At 63.9% G+C, this 19,171-nt stretch carries 21 protein-coding genes; 12 read left to right on the forward strand and 9 right to left on the reverse strand.

The window, feature by feature from the left end:
* Together ACK4TE_RS14335 and ACK4TE_RS14340 are read right to left on the reverse strand one after the other, a co-directional pair.
* Positions 1–283 (reverse strand): hypothetical protein (locus tag ACK4TE_RS14335; protein ID WP_409912214.1); only part of this gene is annotated, 283 nt, incomplete at its 3' end.
* Between the two features lie 152 nt (positions 284–435).
* Entirely contained in the window at positions 436–672 is a 237-nt protein-coding gene (locus ACK4TE_RS14340; protein WP_409912215.1) for a DUF2842 domain-containing protein, read from the reverse strand.
* 42 nt (positions 673–714) lie between these two features.
* Here ACK4TE_RS14340 and ACK4TE_RS14345 point away from each other — a divergent pair, with 42 nt between their 5' ends.
* On the forward strand, positions 715–1,752 hold the full coding sequence (locus ACK4TE_RS14345; RefSeq protein WP_409912216.1) for a COX15/CtaA family protein: 1,038 nt from the start codon (positions 715–717) through the stop codon (positions 1,750–1,752).
* On the opposite strand, the gene ACK4TE_RS14350 is transcribed toward ACK4TE_RS14345, so the two are convergent.
* Entirely contained in the window at positions 1,727–2,461 is a 735-nt protein-coding gene (locus ACK4TE_RS14350; RefSeq protein WP_409912217.1) for a hypothetical protein, read from the reverse strand. The genes ACK4TE_RS14345 and ACK4TE_RS14350 overlap by 26 nt on opposite strands.
* Positions 2,462–2,735: 274 nt before the next feature.
* On the opposite strand from ACK4TE_RS14350, the gene rplM reads away from it, so the two are divergent.
* The 3 genes from rplM (at position 2,736) to argC (ending at position 4,714) form a co-directional block, all read left to right on the forward strand.
* Positions 2,736–3,200 (forward strand): 50S ribosomal protein L13, encoded by a 465-nt coding sequence (gene rplM, locus ACK4TE_RS14355; RefSeq protein ID WP_409912218.1) that lies wholly within the window; start codon positions 2,736–2,738, stop codon positions 3,198–3,200.
* A 5-nt stretch (positions 3,201–3,205) separates the two neighbouring features.
* Positions 3,206–3,688 carry a 30S ribosomal protein S9 gene (gene rpsI / locus ACK4TE_RS14360; RefSeq protein ID WP_409912219.1) on the forward strand — a complete coding sequence of 161 codons (483 nt, stop codon included), beginning with the start codon at positions 3,206–3,208 and terminating at the stop codon, positions 3,686–3,688.
* Positions 3,689–3,778: 90 nt separating this feature from the next.
* Complete coding sequence (gene argC, locus ACK4TE_RS14365; protein WP_409912220.1) at positions 3,779–4,714, forward strand: N-acetyl-gamma-glutamyl-phosphate reductase; 936 nt, start codon at positions 3,779–3,781, stop codon at positions 4,712–4,714.
* Between the two features lie 109 nt (positions 4,715–4,823).
* On the opposite strand, the gene ACK4TE_RS14370 is transcribed toward argC, so the two are convergent.
* Complete coding sequence (locus tag ACK4TE_RS14370; protein WP_409912221.1) at positions 4,824–6,662, reverse strand: PHA/PHB synthase family protein; 1,839 nt, start codon at positions 6,660–6,662, stop codon at positions 4,824–4,826.
* Between the two features lie 71 nt (positions 6,663–6,733).
* Here ACK4TE_RS14370 and ACK4TE_RS14375 point away from each other — a divergent pair, with 71 nt between their 5' ends.
* The 4 genes from ACK4TE_RS14375 to glpX all read left to right on the forward strand — a co-directional run bounded on the left by ACK4TE_RS14375 (position 6,734) and on the right by glpX (position 11,211).
* Positions 6,734–7,162, forward strand: coding sequence for a hypothetical protein (locus ACK4TE_RS14375; protein WP_409912222.1), 429 nt, complete (start codon positions 6,734–6,736; stop codon positions 7,160–7,162).
* Positions 7,159–8,367: an LL-diaminopimelate aminotransferase gene (locus ACK4TE_RS14380; RefSeq protein WP_409912223.1), complete on the forward strand. Its 1,209-nt coding sequence runs from the start codon at positions 7,159–7,161 to the stop codon at positions 8,365–8,367. The genes ACK4TE_RS14375 and ACK4TE_RS14380 overlap by 4 nt, the downstream gene beginning before the upstream one ends.
* 554 nt (positions 8,368–8,921) lie before the next feature.
* Complete coding sequence (locus tag ACK4TE_RS14385; RefSeq protein WP_409912224.1) at positions 8,922–10,205, forward strand: homoserine dehydrogenase; 1,284 nt, start codon at positions 8,922–8,924, stop codon at positions 10,203–10,205.
* 52 nt (positions 10,206–10,257) lie between these two features.
* Complete coding sequence (gene glpX / locus ACK4TE_RS14390; protein ID WP_409912225.1) at positions 10,258–11,211, forward strand: class II fructose-bisphosphatase; 954 nt, start codon at positions 10,258–10,260, stop codon at positions 11,209–11,211.
* 4 nt (positions 11,212–11,215) lie between these two features.
* On the opposite strand, the gene ACK4TE_RS14395 is transcribed toward glpX, so the two are convergent.
* From ACK4TE_RS14395 to ACK4TE_RS14410, 4 genes are all read right to left on the reverse strand, one after another.
* A complete protein-coding gene (locus tag ACK4TE_RS14395; RefSeq protein ID WP_409912226.1) occupies positions 11,216–11,656 on the reverse strand; it encodes a group III truncated hemoglobin in 441 nt (146 codons plus the stop codon).
* Between the two features lie 52 nt (positions 11,657–11,708).
* On the reverse strand, positions 11,709–12,803 hold the full coding sequence (locus ACK4TE_RS14400; protein WP_409912227.1) for a GNAT family N-acetyltransferase: 1,095 nt from the start codon (positions 12,801–12,803) through the stop codon (positions 11,709–11,711).
* A complete protein-coding gene (pnuC, locus tag ACK4TE_RS14405; RefSeq protein ID WP_409912228.1) occupies positions 12,776–13,462 on the reverse strand; it encodes a nicotinamide riboside transporter PnuC in 687 nt (228 codons plus the stop codon). Before pnuC ends, ACK4TE_RS14400 begins: the two co-directional genes overlap by 28 nt.
* A 121-nt stretch (positions 13,463–13,583) precedes the next feature.
* The gene (locus ACK4TE_RS14410; RefSeq protein ID WP_409912229.1) at positions 13,584–14,801 is read right to left on the reverse strand and encodes an NADP-dependent isocitrate dehydrogenase; all 1,218 of its coding nucleotides are present in this window, start codon (positions 14,799–14,801) and stop codon (positions 13,584–13,586) included.
* Between the two features lie 77 nt (positions 14,802–14,878).
* Between ACK4TE_RS14410 and ACK4TE_RS14415 the strand changes: the two genes are divergently transcribed.
* Together ACK4TE_RS14415 and ACK4TE_RS14420 are read left to right on the forward strand one after the other, a co-directional pair.
* Positions 14,879–15,631 carry an RNA methyltransferase gene (locus ACK4TE_RS14415; RefSeq protein ID WP_409912230.1) on the forward strand — a complete coding sequence of 251 codons (753 nt, stop codon included), beginning with the start codon at positions 14,879–14,881 and terminating at the stop codon, positions 15,629–15,631.
* A 204-nt stretch (positions 15,632–15,835) separates the two neighbouring features.
* The gene (locus ACK4TE_RS14420) at positions 15,836–16,168 is read left to right on the forward strand and encodes a hypothetical protein (RefSeq protein WP_409912231.1); all 333 of its coding nucleotides are present in this window, start codon (positions 15,836–15,838) and stop codon (positions 16,166–16,168) included.
* Positions 16,169–16,250: 82 nt separating this feature from the next.
* Here the strand turns inward: ACK4TE_RS14420 and ACK4TE_RS14425 are convergent, their stop codons facing one another.
* Positions 16,251–17,015, reverse strand: a complete 765-nt coding sequence (locus ACK4TE_RS14425) for a crotonase/enoyl-CoA hydratase family protein (RefSeq protein WP_409912232.1) — start codon at positions 17,013–17,015, stop codon at positions 16,251–16,253.
* A 110-nt stretch (positions 17,016–17,125) separates the two neighbouring features.
* Between ACK4TE_RS14425 and ACK4TE_RS14430 the strand changes: the two genes are divergently transcribed.
* Together ACK4TE_RS14430 and ACK4TE_RS14435 are read left to right on the forward strand one after the other, a co-directional pair.
* A complete protein-coding gene (locus ACK4TE_RS14430) occupies positions 17,126–18,319 on the forward strand; it encodes an acyl-CoA dehydrogenase family protein (RefSeq protein ID WP_409912233.1) in 1,194 nt (397 codons plus the stop codon).
* 4 nt (positions 18,320–18,323) lie between these two features.
* On the forward strand, positions 18,324–19,171 hold an 848-nt coding region (locus ACK4TE_RS14435), incomplete at its 3' end, for an acyl-CoA dehydrogenase family protein (RefSeq protein WP_409912234.1).

Consider the following 19,171-nt stretch of genomic DNA (forward strand, 5'->3'; position numbering starts at 1 on the left):
GCTTGAGGAAAGGCACGGGCACGTTCGTGCTCCACACCGGATCATCCCAGCGGGGTTTCTCGCGGACGTATGGTCTGTAGGCGGAGGGATCGGGTTTCCGGTCGCCGAGATAGGCGATGTACACATAGCCCCATGGGGTTGTGCCGTAGAGGATCTCTTCATAGCCCGAGGCGGCGTACCAGCGGAGCAGCCGGTTCAGCGACCACCAGAGGATCGGCCAGCACAGCGCATGCACATGCGCGAACAGGGGCGCAAAGTGCGGGTTGGCTCGGAGGGCGCGCATCGGGATCATGGGGAGAGTGTAACCCCGGTTGAGGGAGTGTAGCGTAAGTTTTCTGTGATTTATTTTTGCGCTTTGATCCGTATGGGGATTTTTGGCGTTTGGCCTGAAATGTCGTTGCATAAGGCCCCACTTCAGATGCGTGGGAAACGCCCTCAGTCTTCACTTTCCGGTTCGCCGGCGTTCATCCAGTCGAAGAGGGGCTTGAGGGGGATGGCCCAGAAGGTGCCGGCGGCGAGGTAGTATCCCATTTCGAGGAGGAAATGCAGGCGCCCGGCGACGGGCGCGAGGGTGGTGGCGCCCCACAGCCAGGTTAGCAGGAAGGCGATCAGCACGAGGGTGCCGATGGGTTTGCGAAGGTTCTGCTTTTCCTGCATCGGTGCTGCGACCACGCTGCCCCTTGATTGAAACGGCTGACGGGTGATCTAGGCGACATGGCAGAAAGCGCAACGTCTTCCGGTGCCGCACGCTGGATCCGCCTCTGGCTGGTCCTGCTCGGGCTGATGGTTTACGGCACGATCCTGGTCGGCGGGGCGACGCGCCTGACGGATTCCGGCCTGTCGATCACCGAATGGCGCCCCGTGGCGGGATCGCTGCCGCCGTTGAATGATGCCGACTGGCAGTCCGAGTTCGACAAGTATCGCCAGACCACCCAGTACCAGCTGATGAACAAGGGGATGAGCCTTGCCGAGTTCCAGTTCATTTACTGGTGGGAGTGGGGCCATCGCCAGCTGGGCCGGCTGATTGGGCTGGTCGCGGTGCTCGGCTTTGCGGTGTTTGCGTGGAAGCGCTGGCTGGGCGGCGGGCTCGGCTGGAAGCTGGCCGGGCTGATTGCGCTGGGCGGGCTGCAGGGCGCAATCGGCTGGTGGATGGTGGCGAGCGGGATTGGCGAGACGGACCGGGTTTCTGTGGCGTCTTACCGCCTGATGACGCATTTCAGCCTGGCGCTGCTGATCCTGTGCCTGATTGCCTGGCTGTGGCTGGACCTCGGACGGGACGGGCGCGGCGAGGTGCCGGCGGGGGCGCGGCGGACCGGGCAGGTGCTGCTGGCGCTGGTGTTCGTGCAGATGGCGGCGGGCGCGCTGGTGGCGGGGCTGGACGCGGGGCGCACCTATACGGACTGGCCGCTGATGGCGGGTGAGCTGGTGCCTTCACATTATATCCAGGCCGATCTCGGCCTTCGCAGCTTCATCGAGGGGCGCGCGGCGACGCAGTTCAATCACCGCCTGCTGGCCTACATTCTGTGGGGCCTGAGCCTTTGGGCGGCGTGGCGCTACCGGGCGGGGCCGATGGCGCGGCCGTTCGCGCTGCTGGCGGCGCTGGTGACGGCGCAGGCGCTGTGGGGCATCCTGACCCTGCTGAACGCTGCCCCGCTGCCCCTGGCGCTGGCGCACCAGGGGCTGGGTGTGATCGTGACACTGACGGCGGTGTGGACCGCCTGGCGGGTCAGTCGCCAGCCGGTTCCAGCGTGATCGAACTCGGGTCGATGAACACGACCTGATGCTCGCCGCCGGCAGTTTCACCGGCCACCACGACCACGCCGCCGGGGAAGCCGCCCGCCGGCAGAGTGCCGTGGGCGGATAGGGCGGTGGGGTTGCGGGGGGCATCGATGGTGATGCCGTCGCGCACGCTGATTTCCGTGTTGGTGAGGCCGTAATCGGTCGAGATCTGCAGGGCGCTGGCCTCGTCGAGCGAGAGCAGGGCGGAGATGTCGCCGCGGGTGAGCGGGGCGGAATCGGCCGCGGCCGAGGCGATCAGCTCGCCGCCGGCGAAGACGCAGGAGGAAATCGGCATCGGCGCGGGGGTCAGGGCCTCCGGCTTCCAGGCAAGGTCGCCATTCGATTCGGACAGGATGCCGGTGACGAGCTGCATGGAATTGGCGACGGTCCAGTAGGCGACGCGGATGAGGCCCTGCGAGCCGGCATCGCCGGTGCACAGGCCCGCCACCGAGCGGTCCTCGGGAATCGGCAGGTCGATCTGGGCCGGGGCCATCAGGCCGGGGCTGTAGATATAGCCCTTCAGGGCGCCGGAATCGGTGACCCCGGGGAACAGGGTGACATCGGTGCCGGCGATGGTGGTGGAGCGGCCATCGGCCAACGCCCGCAGCCGGAACAGGGCTGGCTGGCCGATCCGCTCGCCTTCGAGGTCAAAAAACTCGAGCCCGCCGCGCTGGAACGCCACAGCCAGGACCGCGCCGCCGCCTGTGGACAGGGCGACATCCTCGATGGGCCCGGCCAGAGCCCGGGTGGCCCATACCGCCGGAAGCTCGATTCCTGCAGCAATCGGGGCAGCCTGAGGGGGGGTATCCTCCGCCTTTTCCTGCCGCGAACAGGCCGATAAACCAAAAAGCAGGATCGCCCCGGCAGCCGCGTTGACAAAGGGAGAAGCGGCGACTAAACGCCAGCCCTTAATTTGCATTCCTGGAACTCCGAAAGTAGAGGCTCTGAGCAGAGCGATGAAAACCTATAACGCACCCGTTGGGGTAGAGAATAAGTGGGTCGTGATCGACGCGAGCGATGTCGTTGTCGGACGCCTTGCTTCATACGTCGCCAAGCGCCTGCGCGGCAAGCACCGCCCTGACTTTACCCCGCATGTCGACACCGGCGATCATGTTGTTGTGATCAACGCCGAAAAGGCGAAGTTCACCGGCAACAAGCTGACCGACAAGGTCTATTACCGCCACACCGGTTATCCGGGCGGTATCAAGGAAACCACTGCCGGCAAGATCCTCGAGGGCCGCTTCCCGGAGCGCGCCATCGAACTCGCCGTCAAGCGCATGATGCCGCGTGAAAGCGCGCTGTCGCGCCAGCAGTTCGGCAAGCTGCGCGTTTACGCCGGCGCCGAGCACCCGCACATCGCCCAGTCGCCGGAAGTCGTCGACTTCAAGGCGATGAACCGCAAGAACTCGAAAACGGCCTGATCCATATGACCGACACTGCTTCGTCCCTGAAAGACCTCGGCACCATGACCGGCGCGCCCGCAGCGCAACCTGCCGCGAAAGCCGAGCCGAAGATCGACGCGCAAGGCCGCGCCTACGGCACCGGCCGCCGCAAGGAAGCCACCGCCCGCGTGTGGATCAAGCGCGGCACCGGCAAGATCACCATCAACGGCCGCGACCAGGAAACCTATTTCGCGCGCCCCGTGCTGCGCATGGTGATCGCCCAGCCGCTGATCGAAGCCGGCCGCGCCACCGAGTATGACGTGATCTGCACCGTCAAGGGTTCGGGCCTGATGGGCCAGGCCGGCGCTGTGCGCCACGGCATCTCGCGCGCCCTCGTGGCCTTCGAGCCGGGCCTGCGCCCGGTGCTGAAACCGTTCGGCTTCATGACGCGCGACCCGCGCGTGGTCGAGCGCAAGAAGTACGGAAAGGCGAAAGCCCGCCGCAGCTTCCAGTTCTCGAAGCGCTAAACCGCACAAGGTTTATCCAGATTTCTGGCGGGCGCTTCGGAGACGAGGCGCCCGTTTTGTTTTGGCCCCTGACTTCAGAGGAGTGGGCGCGTGAAACCCAAAGTCTTCATCGATGGCGAAGCCGGCACGACCGGGTTGCAGATTGCGCAGCGCCTGAAGGGGCGTGCGGATATCGAGCTCGTGTCGATCGAGGAGGCGAAGCGGAAGGATCCCGATACGCGCGCGGGCATCATGAACAAGTGCGATGCGGTGATCCTGTGCCTGCCGGACGAGGCGGCGCGCCTGGCGGTGAGCCTTGTCACCAATCCGAACACGGTGATCATCGATGCCTCGACGGAGCACCGCACTTCAGCGGGCTGGGTGTATGGTTTTCCGGAAATGGACAAGGGCCAGCGCGCGGCGATTGCGGCCTCGACGCGGATCTCCAATCCGGGATGCTATCCGACCGGCTTCATCGCGCTGGTGCGCCCGCTGGTGCTGGCGGGGATCGTGCCGGCGGACTGGCCGGTGACGGTGAATGCCGTGTCCGGATATTCCGGTGGCGGAAAGCCGATGATCGCCGAATTCGAAGAGCGCCAGACCGAGGACAATTACCGCATCTACGGGCTGGCACAGGCGCACAAACATCCGCCGGAAATGAAGAAGCATACCGGCCTTTCGCACCTGCCGATGTTCATGCCCGCCGTGGGCCGGTTTGCGCAGGGCATGATCATCGAAGTGCCGCTGCCGCTGTGGGCTCTGAAGGCGAAGGTAAAGCGCAAGGATGTGCACATGGTGCTGGAGAGCGCATATGCGGGCGAGCGGTTCGTGAAAGTGGCCGGGCTGTCGCAGGCCGATGCGATCAGGACGCTGGGCGCGGAAGCGTGCAATGATACCAACCGGATGGAATTGTTCGTGTTCGGATCAGATGACCAGGCGCGGCTGGTGGCGCGGCTGGACAATCTCGGCAAGGGTGCCTCGGGCGCGGCGATGCAGAACCTGAATATTGCGCTGGGTCTGGACGAAGGGGCGGGGTTGGTGGCGTAGCTTCGCAGACCTCAGTCACTAACCACCATAGCTTCAAGCCCTCACCTCCCATCGCTTCGCGATGGGCCCCTCCTCTCCCATGAATGGGAGAGGGGTTGGGCCGCGCGGATCACTCCGCTGGCAGCTTGATGTCTGCGAGGCGGACTTTCGCGTAGGTGCCCGGGGCGGGGCCGAGGCCCATGTCCTTTGGCTGCGGGGCGGCGATCTTGCGGCCGGATTTGGGCTTGAGCCAGTCCCACCAGGTGGGCCACCAGCTGCCCGGGGTTTCGGTTGCGCCGGACATCCAGTCTTTCGCTGAGGCATGCGCACTCAGCGGGCCGGGATTGGTCCAGTGCTGGTATTTCTTCGCGTCGGGGTGGTTGACCACGCCGGCGATATGACCGGAGCCAGAGAGAACGAAGGTGGCGTCGCCGCCGAAGAGTTTCGCGGTGCGCAAGACGCTCTCGAAGGGCACTATATGGTCGTCCTTCGAGGCCTGCAGCATCACCGGGATGGTGATATCCTTCGGGTTCACCTTTACTCCGAGTACGGTGTATTCACCGCGCGCGAGCTGGTTTTCGGCGTAGCATTCCTTCAGGTAGCGGCGGTGCACCGGGCCGGGAATGTTGGTCTGGTCAGCGTTCCAGTAGAGCAGGTCGAACGGGCGCGGCGGCTTGCCCAGCATGTACATGTCAACGACATAGCGCCAGACGAGATCGATGGGGCGCAGCCAGTTGAACGTCTCGTACATCTCCTTGCCGGGCATGATGCCGCCATGCTCGTCGATGAGGCCGTAGACGTAATTGCGGCCGGGCCCGTCAGTGAAGACTTTCAGGTCGCCCGCGAGTTCGAAATCGGACTGCGAGGCGAAGAAGGTGGCGGAGGAAATCTTGTCGTATCCGGTGACCGACATGTGGGCGAGGGCGGAAGTGAGCAGCGTGCCGCCGATGCAGTAGCCGACCGCGTTGAGGCTTTTCGCGCCGGAGGCCTGCAGGGCGGCCTCCACGGCAGCGTAGATGCCCTTCTTGACATAGTCGTCCCAGTCATAGTCCTTCGTCACCTTGTCGGCGGAGCGCCAGGAGACGACGAAGACCGTGAGGCCGCGGTCGACGAGCCAGCGGATCATCGAGTTCTTTTCCTGCAGGTCGAGGATATAGAACTTGTTGATCCAGGGCGGGAAGATCAGCAGCGGCTTGGAATAGGCCTGCGGCTGCGAGGGGGCGAACTGGAGCAGCTCGATCAGGTCGTTGCGAAACACCACTTCGCCGGGGGCGGTGGCGATGTTGACGCCGAGCTCGAATGGGGTCTCGTCCGTCTGCGAGATGTAGAGCTTGCCATTGCCCTTGCGCACATCTTCGCGCGCCATGCGCAGGCCGGCGAGAACGCTCTCGCCGCCGCTCTCGATGAAGGCGCGCAGGGCCTGCGGGTTGGTGCCGAGGAAGTTGGTGGGCGAGAGGCTGTCGGTCAGCAGCTGGGTGAAGAATTTTGCGCGCAGCTGCACGGCGGGGTCGATGCCCTCGGCGCGGTCGGCGAGGGAGTTCATCCAGGTGGCGTTCACGTCATAGGCCTTGCGGATGAACTTGAAGGCGGGGTTCATCTGCCATTCCGGATCGGAGAAGCGCTTGTCCTTCTCCTGCGGCGCCTCGGGGGAGAGGGACTCCAGCACCATCTCCTGCCAGAGTTTCATCCAGCCCTGCATCAGCTCCATATTGGCCTGCATCAGGGCCATCGGATTGCGCGCCAAGCCAAGGCCGACCTCGCGGAAGGCATCGACGGCGCCCATCGGGTCGCCATCGGCAATCGTGCCGAGGGGGCCGGAGCCGGTGATGACTTCGGTGAGCAGGGCCTGGGACTCGGTGTTGGCGAGGGCCAGCGTGGTCGTCAGGATCTGCCATTTCATCGGGTCCTGCGCCGCCATCAGGGCGGCCAGCGGCTCCGTATCTTTGGCAGGTGGCTTGGCGCTGCTCATAAGTCTTGGTTTTGCCCTGTTTCTGGGGCTTCTCTATCCATCACAATGTTTGTGATTTAATGATCTTAACCATGAAAAACACTGCGATTCTCCTCTGTGGCGTGCCGTTGATGCTGATGGCCGGCTGTTCGACTTCGTTCACGAAGGTGCGCTCGGCCATTAACGAAGCGCCCGACTGGTATGCCGAACGCCGGGTTCAGATCCGGGGGGAGGGCTATCCCGACATCGCAGATATACCCGCCGCAACGCCGGCGGCCCAGCCCGTCAAGAGCTTGTCAGCCTCCGGCGATGTGCTGGCCGGGCTGCAGCAGCAGTTCTTCAGCGATCCGCGCGCCGAGGTTGGCGCCGGCGCGGAAGGGATTGAAAAAGTGGGCGCCGAACTGCGCGCCGAATTTGAACCGGGGCTCCCCGAGGCGGAGTTCCTCAGCGAGTCCGAGATCGCGGCAATCCGGGCCAGCTTCAACGTGCCGCGCGTCACTGAAGGCCTGTACCAGCCATGAACACCGACTTTCACAAGATCCGGCGCCTGCCGCCCTATGTCTTTGAACAGGTCAACCGGACCAAGGCGGCCCTTCGCGCGCGCGGAGCAGACATCATCGATCTCGGCATGGGCAACCCGGACCAGCCGACGCCGAAACATATCGTCGACAAGCTGGTCGAAACCGCCCGCAAGCCGGACGTGAACGGCTATTCCGCCTCGCGCGGGATTCCGGGATTGCGCCGTGCACTGACGGATTACTACAAGCGCCGCTTTGATGTGAAGCTGGACAAGGACCGGGAGGTGATTGTCACGCTCGGCTCGAAGGAAGGCTTTGCCAACCTCGCGCAGGCGATCAGCGCGCCGGGCGATGTGATCCTTGCGCCAGACCCGTCCTATCCGCTGCACCATTTCGGCTTCATCATCGCCGGCGCTTCCATCCGCGGCGTGCCGGCGCATACGCCCGAGCAGTACCTGTCGAATCTTGGCCGCGCGGTGAAATATTCCGTGCCGCCGCCGACGGCGATGGTGCTGTGCTTCCCGTCGAACCCGACCGCCGCTGTCTGTGATCTCGACTTCTACAAGGAGGCCGTGAAGTTCGCGAAGAAGCACGATCTCTGGATCCTGTCGGACCTCGCCTATAACGAAATCTATTTCGAGGAACCGACGCCTTCCATCCTGCAGGTGGACGGCGCGAAGGACATCGCGGTGGAGTTCACCACCATGTCGAAAACCTATTCTATGGCCGGCTGGCGCGTGGGCTTTGTGGCGGGCAACGAGAAACTCATTGGCGCGCTCGCCCGCGTGAAATCCTATCTCGATTACGGCGCCTACACGCCGATCCAGGTTGCCGCCGTCGCCGCGCTCGATGGCCCGCAGGACTGTGTGGACGACCTGCGCAAGATCTACCGTACACGGCGCGATGCCCTCGTTGACAGCTTCACCCGAGCCGGCTGGCCTGTGCCGAGCCCGAAAGCCTCGATGTTCGCCTGGGCCCCGATCCCCGAGCAGCTGCGCCATCTCGGCAGCCTCGAGTTTTCGCTGCAGCTGATCAACGAAGCCCACGTCGCCGTCGCCCCCGGCGCCGGCTTCGGCGAACACGGCGACGACTATGTCCGCATCGCCCTCGTCGAAAACGAACAACGCATCCGCCAGGCGGGTCGCAACATCCGGAAGTTCCTCGCGGCAAGAGGCGTGAAGGAAATCAAGCCGGTGGCGGCGGAGTAGGCTTCCCTTGAATCCCTCTCCCCCTTGGGGGAGAGGGCAGGGGTGACATTGTAGGGTGGGTTAGGCCGCAGGCCGTAACCCCCAATTCGGTTCAATGGCCTAGAAAATCTCGTTGCGCGAAATCCCCACATACGTTGGGGCGCTTAGTCTTTCTGCTTAGCAGCAGAAAAGGAGGCTCAAAGTGCATCATTATGTCGTGCAAAAATTCTACCTCTGGGATCAGTATCACAGGCGGCATCCAGTGATCAAATGCCAGGAGAAGGATGCGACTTGGGAAGACCATTTCTACCGCGATGCTGAAGGCAAAGTCTTTAGCTTCAAGCTCGAGATGAGTGGCTTGCCACTTAGGAGGCACTCCGAACACCACTTTACTGTGGTAGAATCGCTAGTTCCACTCTGGGACAGTGTCGGTCTAAATCATAGGTAAAATGCCTGACTGGATGGTGGGTTACGGCTTCCGGCCTAACCCACCCTGAAGGCCGCGCTTCCAGCCCTTCCGCTAACGACCCAAACCGGCTATGGCCCCCTCGGAAACTGTTGCGTGAGGGCACCCTATGGGGGCGTTGAGGATCGGGATTGCGGGGCTGGGCCATGTCGGCGCCGGGCTGATCGAGCTGGTGCAGCGGCAGGACCGCCTGCGCCTGCCGGGGCAGGTGGAGATCACTGGCGTGAGCGCCCGCTCGCAGAGCCGCAACCGGCCCGTGAACACCGACGGCTACGCCTGGTTCGACGATGCCGCGACCCTCGCCGAAGACCCCAATGTCGACGTGTTCGTTGAGCTGATCGGTGGCTCTGACGGTCCGGCGAAATTCGCGGTCGAGAGCGCGCTGAAGGCCGGCAAGCATGTCGTCACCGCCAACAAGGCGCTGATCGCCAAGCATGGCCAGGCGCTGGCCAAACTCGCCTCCGAAAAGCAGGTGGACCTCCTGTTCGAGGCCGCTGTCGCGGGCGGCATCCCGGTCGTCCGTGTACTGCGCGACAGCCTTGCGGGCACGGAGATCAAACGCGTCTCCGGCATCCTCAACGGCACCTGCAATTTCATCACCAGCACCATGCTGGAAACCGGCCGGGCCTATGACGAAGTGCTCGCCGAAGCCCAGAAGCGCGGCTATGCCGAGGCCGACCCGACGCTGGATGTGTCGGGCATGGACGCGGCCCACAAGGCCGCCATTCTCTCCGCCATCGCCTTCTCTGCAGACCTTGATTTCTCCAAGGTTTCCGTGCGCGGCATCGAGGAAATCGGCCTGCTGGACCTGCGCCTGGCTGACCGTCTCGGCTTCCGCATCAAGCTGATCGCCGAAGGCGTTCTCACCAAGGGCGGCGTCGTCTGCCGCGTCGAGCCGATGGCCCTGCCACATGCCCATGCGCTAGCCCGCGTCGATGGCTCCCTGAACTCCGTGCGCGTCGAAGGCGACCCGCTCGGCGCGGTCGTGCTCACCGGCCCCGGCGCCGGGTCTGGCCCGACCGCCAGCGCCGTGATGGGCGACATCGCCAAACTCTTCCGCCCCGCCATCCGCAATGCTTTCGGCCGCGCCAAACACCATGTCGCGCAACCTTTCGTGACTGGCGACAACAGCGAAGTCGCGGCCTTTTTCCTCCGTGTACGGCTGGCCGACAAACCGGGCACGCTCGCCGCGCTCACCGAGGCGCTGGCCGAGTCCGGCATCTCGGTCGACAAGCTCCTGCAGGACTCCGCCGACGAGAGCGGCGCGAGCCCCGTGGCGGTTGTCACCCATCGCTGCCCGCGCGCCGAAATGCAGGCGGCTGTTAACCGGATTGCGGGACTGTCCGTCTCCGTGGAGGATCCGCGCCTGATCCGCATCGAGGCGGCAAGCTGATTGCATAGAGGGCGGGGTCGAATTCCGATATCCCGCGTTTGGAGATAAACTTATGAAAAACAACGTTCTGACGCCGAGCCTTGCGGACGCAATGGTGCGTGTGACGGAAGTTACCGCTATCGCCGCAGCGAAACTCGCCGGCCGGGGCGACGAGAAGAAGGCCGATGCTGCCGCGGTAGACGCCATGCGCTCGGCCTTTAACGAAGTCGAATTCCGCGGCCGCGTCGTCATCGGCGAAGGCGAACGCGACGAGGCGCCGATGCTGTTCATCGGCGAGGAAGTCGGCACAGGGAAGGGCCCGGAGATTGATATCGCGCTCGATCCGCTGGAAGGCACGACGCTGACCGCGAAGGCCATGCCGGATGCCTGCGCTGTGCTCGCGATTGCGCCGCGCGGCGGGCTGCTGCACGCCCCCGACACCTATATGGACAAGATCGCCATTGGCCACGGCTATCCGGAAGGCATCATCAGCCTGGATGCTTCGCCTGCAGAAAACATCCGTGCACTGGCAAAACATTCCAGCCGCAAGGTTGAGGACATGACCGTCTGCGTACTCGACCGTCCGCGCCATCAGGACATCATCGATTCCCTGCGCGACGCGGGCGCCCGCATCGCCCTGATCACCGATGGCGACGTCGCCGGTGTGATCGCCACAACAGACCCGGCCACCGGCATTGACATGTATGTCGGCCAGGGCGGCGCGCCGGAAGGCGTACTCGCAGCGGCCGCACTGAAATGCGTCGGCGGCCAGATGTTCGGCCGTCTCGTCTTCCGCAATGACGACGAAAAGAAGCGCGCCGCCCGCGTTGGCATCACCGATCTCGGCAAGACCTATGCGCTGAACGAACTCGCCTCAGGCGAAACCGTCTTCTGCGCCACGGGCGTCACTAAAGGCTCCCTCCTCGACGGCGTCCACCACAAGGACGGCCGCGTGTTGACGCACACGCTGGTGATGACTTCGAATGACGGCCTCGTGCGCTATGTGCGCAGCGCACGGAAGGTCTAGGGTCTTACTTCCGCTCCAGCCCCGGCAATCCGAACATGGCGTATTGCAGGCTCTGGGCGATGCGGTTGGCGCGATCCATGAAGTAGGGGATGGCCGCGGACGTTGGGGCGGTATCTCGCAGGGTTTGCTCGAACAGGCCGAGCCATATGTCGAAATGCCAGGGCGCGATGGTTCGGTGCTGGGTGTGGGCCGGCACGGGCTTTCCGGAATAGCGGCCCGCATTCAGGGCGACCGAGGCCCAGAAATCTTTCATTTTCGCGAGGTGCGGTTCCCAGTCGGTGATCGCGTCATCGAACACCGGGCCCAGTAGCGGATGGGCCCGCACGCGCGAATAGAAAGTGTCTACCAGCCGCGAAATATAGGCATCATCGATGCCAAGCGCGGCGGCCTGGGCAAGAATGTCTTCGCGCCGCTCTGCAGCGCTCCGTATGCGGTAGTCAGTCATGGGCCGACCCTATGGGGCAGGCCAAGGCGGGTATATAGGTAGTTTCCCGCAGTCACAGCCGCACCGCCAGAACCACATCGTCAAAGAACTGCTCGCCCACGAGGAATTTGCGCGTTCCGATCTGCTCGAAGCCGTGTTTCTGGTAGAACTTGATGGCGCGACGGTTTTCGCTGTAGGTGCCGAGAAGCAGGCGCGGGGCGCCGCGCAGGCGCGCATCGTGCAACGCGGCGAGCATCAGGATGCGGCCGAGGCCTGCGCCGTGGAAGCGCGAGAAGACGTAGATGCGTTTCAGCTCCACATCGCCCTCTTCCTTCGCCACGGGCAAGTCCGGCGGGCAGTTGACCGCGTAGCCGACTGGCGCGCCGGTGCTCATGTACTCCGCCAGCCACACCGTGCAGGCAGGGTCGGCAAGATATCGTTCGTACACGGAAACCGAGTGCTGCGCGGCGCAGTGCTCGACCATGTCCGGGCCGGGGATGATTTCGGGATAGGTCTCAAGGAAGGTCGCCGCGCCGATCTGCGCCAGCATGCCGGCATCGCGCGCCGTGGCGCGGTGGATGCGATACTCTGCAGACTGCATGGGTGTGACGCCGCTGAGCAGAAGGTCGATGGCAAACGTCGCCTGCTTCATGCGCTGTTCCCAACTGCCCGACAGCAGGATGTAGGGCGTGCCGGTGGCCTGCACGAGGTCGAGGAAGCGGCCATGCATCCAGTCGCGGATCTGTTCGCCGTCGCGCACGCCGTCCTGCACGAAGGGCACGTCCGGGGTGGGGATCAGGTAGAGGTCCACCGTGTCGCGCGCGCCGATGGCATCGACGAGGCGGTGGCGATGGCCGGCATAGCGCTCGAACCAGGTGCCGGTGGCGAAGGCGTTGGTATCGCAGATCAGCACTCGGCCCGCGCGGGTGGCGGCTTCGTTCTCGCGGCGCTGCTGTTCCTCGGCGATGTGGATGAACTCATCCTCTGTCCACGAAGGAATCTCGCCGCCCTTCAGGTGCTGGTCCGCAATCTTCTGTTCCCAATGCTCGCGGCCATATTCGGGCACCCATTCGGTGCCGTAATGCGCTGCCAGCTGCTGGCACAGCGTCGTCTTGCCGGTCGACTCGGCGCCGATCAGGACTATGCGAAGAGGTCTGCTGCTGACCATTGTTTCAGAGACTTTCGCCAGGTGAGGAGGCCGAGGACTGCGAGGGCAAGGAAGACGGCATAGAGCAGAGCAATCAGGTAAAGTTCGCGTGAAATGTAGAGCGGGACATAGAGCACATCCGCCAGGATCCAGAGGTGCCAGCATTCGAGCTTCTTGCGGCTCTGCAACCACTGTGCCGACAGGCTGATGGAGGTGGTGAGCGCGTCCCAGAATTTCGCGGCGCCGCCGGCCTTGTCGAGCAGCCACCAGAGGAAGGTGGTGGAGGCTGCAATGAAGCCGCCGATGAGGGCAAGCTCAAGGCGCGATGTGCGCTGCACTTTCAGCGCCGTGCGGTTCTCTCCGCCGAACAGCCAGAGATACCAGCCGGCAAGGTTCAGCGCGAAATAGACGACCTGAAGACCGGAGTCCGCATACAGACGATACTGGTAGAAGATGTAGCCGGAAATGGCGACATTGATCAGGCCGAGCGGGAAGTTCCAGATGCTCTCGCGCACCACCAGCCAGACGCAGATCGCGCCGGAAACGAAGGCGGCGGCTTCAAGCGCGCTGGCATTGCCGGTCGACCATGCCGCGTAAGCAATGGCGCAGGTGGCAAGGATCAGGGCAGAGGGGAGGAGAAGGGGGCGAACGCGGCTTGCCACGTTTTCGGTCGTTCTCATGCCCCGCCCCTTTTCCGCTCATCCCGGTGTGTGCCGGGATCCAGTCCTTTCAAACGCAATGCTGTCTGGTGCTGGACCCCGGCTTTCGCCGGGGTGAGCGGAATATGGATGAGGCTCAGGCTCAGCCCTTCGCCATTTCGGCTTCAAGGTTCTGGGCGACCTTTTCGATGAAGCCTTCGGTCGTCAGGTAGCCCTGATCCGGGCCGACGAGCAGGGCGAGGTCTTTCGTCATGAAGCCCTTCTCCACCGTCTCGATCACGACGCGCTCCAGCGTCTGGGCGAACTTGCGCACTTCGGGTGTGCCGTCCATTCGGCCGCGATGGTCGAGGCCCTGCGTCCAGGCGAAGATCGAGGCGATCGAGTTGGTCGAGGTCGCTTCACCCTTCTGGTGGTTGCGGTAGTGGCGGGTCACCGTGCCGTGTGCGGCTTCGGCCTCGACCGTGTTGCCATCGGGCGAGAGCAGCACGGAGGTCATCAGGCCGAGCGAGCCATAGCCCTGCGCCACGGTGTCGGACTGCACGTCGCCATCATAGTTCTTGCACGCCCAGACATAGCCGCCGGACCATTTCATGCACGCCGCCACCATGTCGTCGATCAGGCGGTGCTCGTAGGTGCCTTTGAAGGGCGCGAACTTCTCCTTGAACTCGGCGTCCCACAGCTCCTGGAAGATGTCCTTGAAGCGGCCGTCATAGGCTTTCAGGATCGTGTTCTTGGTGGAGAGGTAGACCGGCAGTTTGCGCTGCAGGCCGTAGTTGAAGCAGGCGCGGGCGAAGTCGCGGATCGACTCGTCGATATTGTACATGCCCATCGCGATGCCGGCGCCGGGGAAGTCGTAGACGTCCTTCTCGATCACCTTGCCGTCGTCGCCGGTGAATTTCATTGTCAGCTTGCCCTTGCCGGGCACGAGGAAGTCGGTGGCGCGGTACTGGTCGCCGAAGGCGTGGCGGCCGATGATCACCGGCTTGGTCCAGCCGGGCACCAGGCGCGGGATGTTTGAGATGACGATCGGCTCGCGGAACACCACGCCGCCGAGGATGTTGCGGATGGTGCCGTTGGGCGACTTCCACATTTTCTTGAGGCCAAATTCCTCCACCCGGGCTTCGTCCGGGGTGATGGTCGCGCACTTGACAGCGACGCCGTACTTCTTGGTGGCTTCCGCAGCGTCAATGGTGATCTGGTCATCGGTCGCGTCGCGGCTTTCGATCGACAGGTCGTAATATTTCAGGTCGATGTCGAGATACGGGTAGATCAGCTTGTCCTTGATGATCTGCCAGATGATCCGGGTCATCTCGTCGCCGTCCATATCGACAACCGGGTTTTTGACCTTGATCTTCGCCATGTTTTGGAATCCTTGCGCTGTAACGGGTTGGCCAGGCCTATAGCAGACGCCGCGCGCCCGTCAAAACCGGATACAGCATGGCAGACCTGACCTCTCCCGCCATCCTCCTGCACGCCCCGCAGCTGGGCGAAAACATCGGCGCGGCGGCGCGGGTGATGCTGAATTTCGGGCTGACGGACCTGCGGCTTGTCTCGCCCCGCGACGGCTGGCCGAGCCCGGTGGCGGAGACCATGTCCGCCGGGGCGCTCGGGCAGGGCGTCGAGGTTCAAGTGTTCGATACGTTGGAAGCCGCGATGGCCGGCCTCACCTATGCCATCGCCACCACCGCCCGCCCGCGGGGGCTGGAAAAGCCGGTGTTCGATGCGGTGGGCGCTGTCTCGGCTGTGCGCGGCCGGCCGGGCAAGGCGGGCATCCTGTTCGGGGGCGAAAAGTCCGGCCTGCCGAACGAGGCAGTGGCGTTATGCGACGCGATCCTGACCTATCCGGTGAACCCGGATTTCTGGTCGCTGAACCTCGCCCAGGCGGTCGGCGTGTTCTGCCACCAGTGGGGGGCGAACGAAGGCCTCGGCGGAAGGTTCGAGGGCAAGGGCGAAGGCGTCGGCGCGCCGGCGAGCCGTGAAGACCTGATCGGCATGTTCGAACATTTCGAGGCGGAACTCGAGCGCGCCGGCTATTTTTATCCGCCAGAAAAGACCCCGGTGATGATCACCAACCTGCGCAGCGCCCTGGTGCGTGCTCAGTGGACGGAGCAGGAGGTGCGCACCTTCCGGGGGGCGATCAAGGCGCTGACTTTGGGGCGCGGCAAGGCGCGGGTTGTGCGGGAGGATTAAATCTTGGGGGGCTGCCAAAAGTGTTAGCAGGTTCTTAATCAACTTCCGCAAATTTCTCCATGATCACGAAGCAAGAAGCTTGAACGAAAAGCCAGCCGGGCGGGCAAGGCCTGGCCGCGTTGCATGGGCTGTTGGGTTTCGTGAGCATTCTGCCGCCGGGGGTGCCGGGGGCTGGATTCGTGCGAACAAAAACGGAGATTGACTGTGTCGCAAACTGCTTACCTGGTTTCCTGCGAAGTGCTGTGTGGTGAAGGGAGCGACGGCGCTCTCGAGGGCATGGACCGCGCCTCCCTGATCGTCGGCGTCTACGCTTCGAGCGAAGATGACGCGATGGCGAAAATCGAAGAGTCGTTCGAAGAAGAAGGCTACGACCTCGTCGAAGCCGAATGGATCTGCGAAGCTTCCGCCATGACCTGGGATGATGCCGAAGGCGAAGCCGAGTGCAAGGACATCATCGCGCGCATGGCCGAATTCCCGGAAGACGTGATCTACGGTTCGCTCTACGCCTCTTCCGGCGAAGTCAGCGCCGCGGCCTGATCAAGCTTCTTTCGTCAGGATACAAAATGCTTGCGGCCACTCCGGGGAGTGGCCGCAACTGTTTTCAGGGATGAGGAAGTCGTTACTTCCCCTTCCAGACTGGTGCGCGTTTCTCGATGAAGGCTTTCGGGCCTTCCTTGAAGTCTTCGGTGCCGACAATGCTGGCGAAGGCCGCGCCGGAGTCTTTCCAGAGCTCCTCGTCGGTCTTGCTGGTCGCGCTTATCGCGACCGCGCGGCTGGCCTTCACGGCGAGCGGCGCGTTGGCGGTGATGCGCGCGGCGAGCTTCATCGCTTCGTCCATCACCTGCGCTTCGGGAACCACCTTGTTGACCATGCCGAGTTCATAGGCGCGCTGCGAGGAGAGCGGGTCGCCCGTAAGGATCGCCTCGAGGGCGACGGCCTTGCCGATCTGGCGGGGCAGGCGGAAGAGGCCGCCGGCGCCGGCGACCAGCGAGCGTTTCACTTCTGGCAGGCCGAAATTGGTGTCGTCGGCGGCAATGATCATGTCGCAGGAGAGGGCGATTTCTGTGCCGCCTGCAAGCGCCGAGCCGGTGATCGCGGCGATCAGGGGCTTGGTGCGCTCGCGCTTGGCGATGCCGGCAAAGCCGCCTTTCTTGGTGGAGAGGGCGCCGCCATTGCCGGCGGAGATTTCCTTCAGGTCCGCACCCGCGCAGAAGGCCTTGCCGACAGCCGTGAGGATGCCGACCCAGACTTCGGGGTCGTTTTCCATCTGGTCGATGGCGGCTTCCATCGTGGCGGCCATTTCCCCGTTGATGGCGTTGCGCGCCTCTGGACGGTTCATGGTGATGATGGCGACATTGCCTTTCTTGACGTATTCGACGGGCATGGGTGCGGTCTCCCTCTGTAGTTTTGTTGGGGAGAGCTAAGAGCCTTTCCGCAACGTCGCGCAAGCGTCCCTCTTGCCGGACGTTGGGGCAAGGGGGAGACTCTGGCCCCATGAAACTGACACTCGATCCAGAATACGAAGCCTTTCGCGCCGAAGTCTCCGAGACGCTCGCGAAGAACCGTCATCTTGCGCCGACGGCGGAGGACAAGGGCTACAAGAATGCGAGGCGCATCGCCTGGCAGAAGCTGCTGATCGAAAACGGCCTCGCGGCGCGCACCATCCCCAAGGAGTATGGCGGCTACGGCGCCGAGCCGGACATCCTGAAGGCGCGCATCATCGCCGAGGAATTTGCCCGCACGCGCATTCCGGGCCCGATGGCGGGGCAGGGCATTTCGATGTTCGTGCCGACGCTCTTGGAACTCGGCACCGAAGAACAGAAACAGGCCTTTATCCGCCCGACCATTCAGGGCGAAATGATCTGGTGCCAGGGCTATTCCGAGCCAGGCGCGGGATCGGACCTTGCGGCGTTGCGCACGGCGGCGGTGGAAGACGGCGACGATTACATCATCAACGGCTCGAAGATCTGGACCTCGACCGCAAAACAGGCCGACATGATGTTCTGCCTCGTGCGCACGGACCCGGCCGCGAAGAAGCATGAGGGCATAACCTATATCACCTTCCCGATGTCGACGCCCGGCATCGAGGTGCGCCCGCTGGTCGACATGACCGGCACGGCGAACTTCAACGAAGTGTTCTTCACCAATGTCCGTGTACCGAAGAGCGGGGTGATCGCGAAGCCGAACATGGGCTGGTATGTGGCAAACGCCACGCTTACGCATGAGCGCGGCATGCTGGGCGATCCGAATGCGACGAAGGCGCGGTTTCTCGAGCTGGTCGAGATGATGAAAACGGAAGCGGTGAACGGCGCGCGCCTGATCGACAATCCTTTGCTGCGCGACCGGCTTATGAAGCTGCAGGCGGAAGTGTATGCGATGCAGGCGAACGGCCTGCGCATTACCACGAGCCGCCTGAAAGGCGAGGGCGCGGGGCTGGCGGGCTTGATCGTGAAGCTGCAGGGCTGCGACCTCAACCATGAGATTGCCCGCCTTGCGATCGATGCGCTCGGCGAACTCGGCATTCTCTATGAGGACGGTGAGCATCTGCGATCCGGCGGCAGCTGGCAGTGGCGCTACATGTACGATCTCGGCCTGATCATTGGCGGCGGCACCGCGCAGATCCAGAAGAACATCATCGCGGAGCGCGGGCTGGACATGCCGCGCGAGCCGAAGCTGGCGAAGGGATAAGCAGATGGAATTCGCACTCTCTGAAAACCAGCGGATGCTGCAAGACAGCCTGAAGGGTGTCCTTTCGGATGCCGCCTCGCTGGACCGTGTACGGAAGATTGCCGCGGGCGAGGCAGCGGAGACGGCTGCGCTGGATGCGGCGCTGGCGGACTTTGGCCTCGCGGCGCTGATGGTGCCGGAAGACGCTGGCGGCTTGGGGCTGGGCGCGCTGGGCGCGGTGCTGGTGCAGGAGGCGCTCGGCTATACCATTGCGCCGTCACGTTTCACTGCCTCAGCGGTGGCAGCGAAAGTGTTTGCGGGCGAGGCGGCGCTGCTGGGCGGGATCGCCGCCGGAGAGGTGGCGTTCGGATTGGCGCTGACGGAACTGTTCTCGCGCCGGGACGGGGCGGGTGTGTCGCTGAAGGGTGGCAAGCTCTCGGGCACGTCTCTGCTGGCGCAGTCGGCGGAAGGCGCAACCCATTTCCTCGTAGCCGATGCGGGCGGGATGCTGCATGCGGTCGAGGCGAAGGGCGCGGGCATCAAGGTAATGCAGACGATTGACCGTACCCGGAGCTTCCATGTGGTGATGTTCAGGGATGCAAAGGCGCTGGCGAGCGTGAAGCCGGGCGATGACGCGCTGGCCTTCGCGCGCCTTCTGGTGGCTGCAGACACGCTCGGCGCGGCGCAGGCGATGATCGACAAGGCGGTGGCCTATGCCAAGGAGCGCCAGCAGTTCGGCCGCGTGATTGGCTCGTTCCAGGCGGTGAAGCATATGTGCGCCGAGATGGCCGCGAAGCTGGAGCCATCGCGCGCGCTGATCTGGCATGCGGCGCATGCGCTGGACATTGGTGACGCCGAGGGGCCGGTGATGGC

The organism is Hyphomonas sp., assembly GCF_046313975.1.
Lineage (GTDB): Bacteria > Pseudomonadota > Alphaproteobacteria > Caulobacterales > Hyphomonadaceae > Hyphomonas.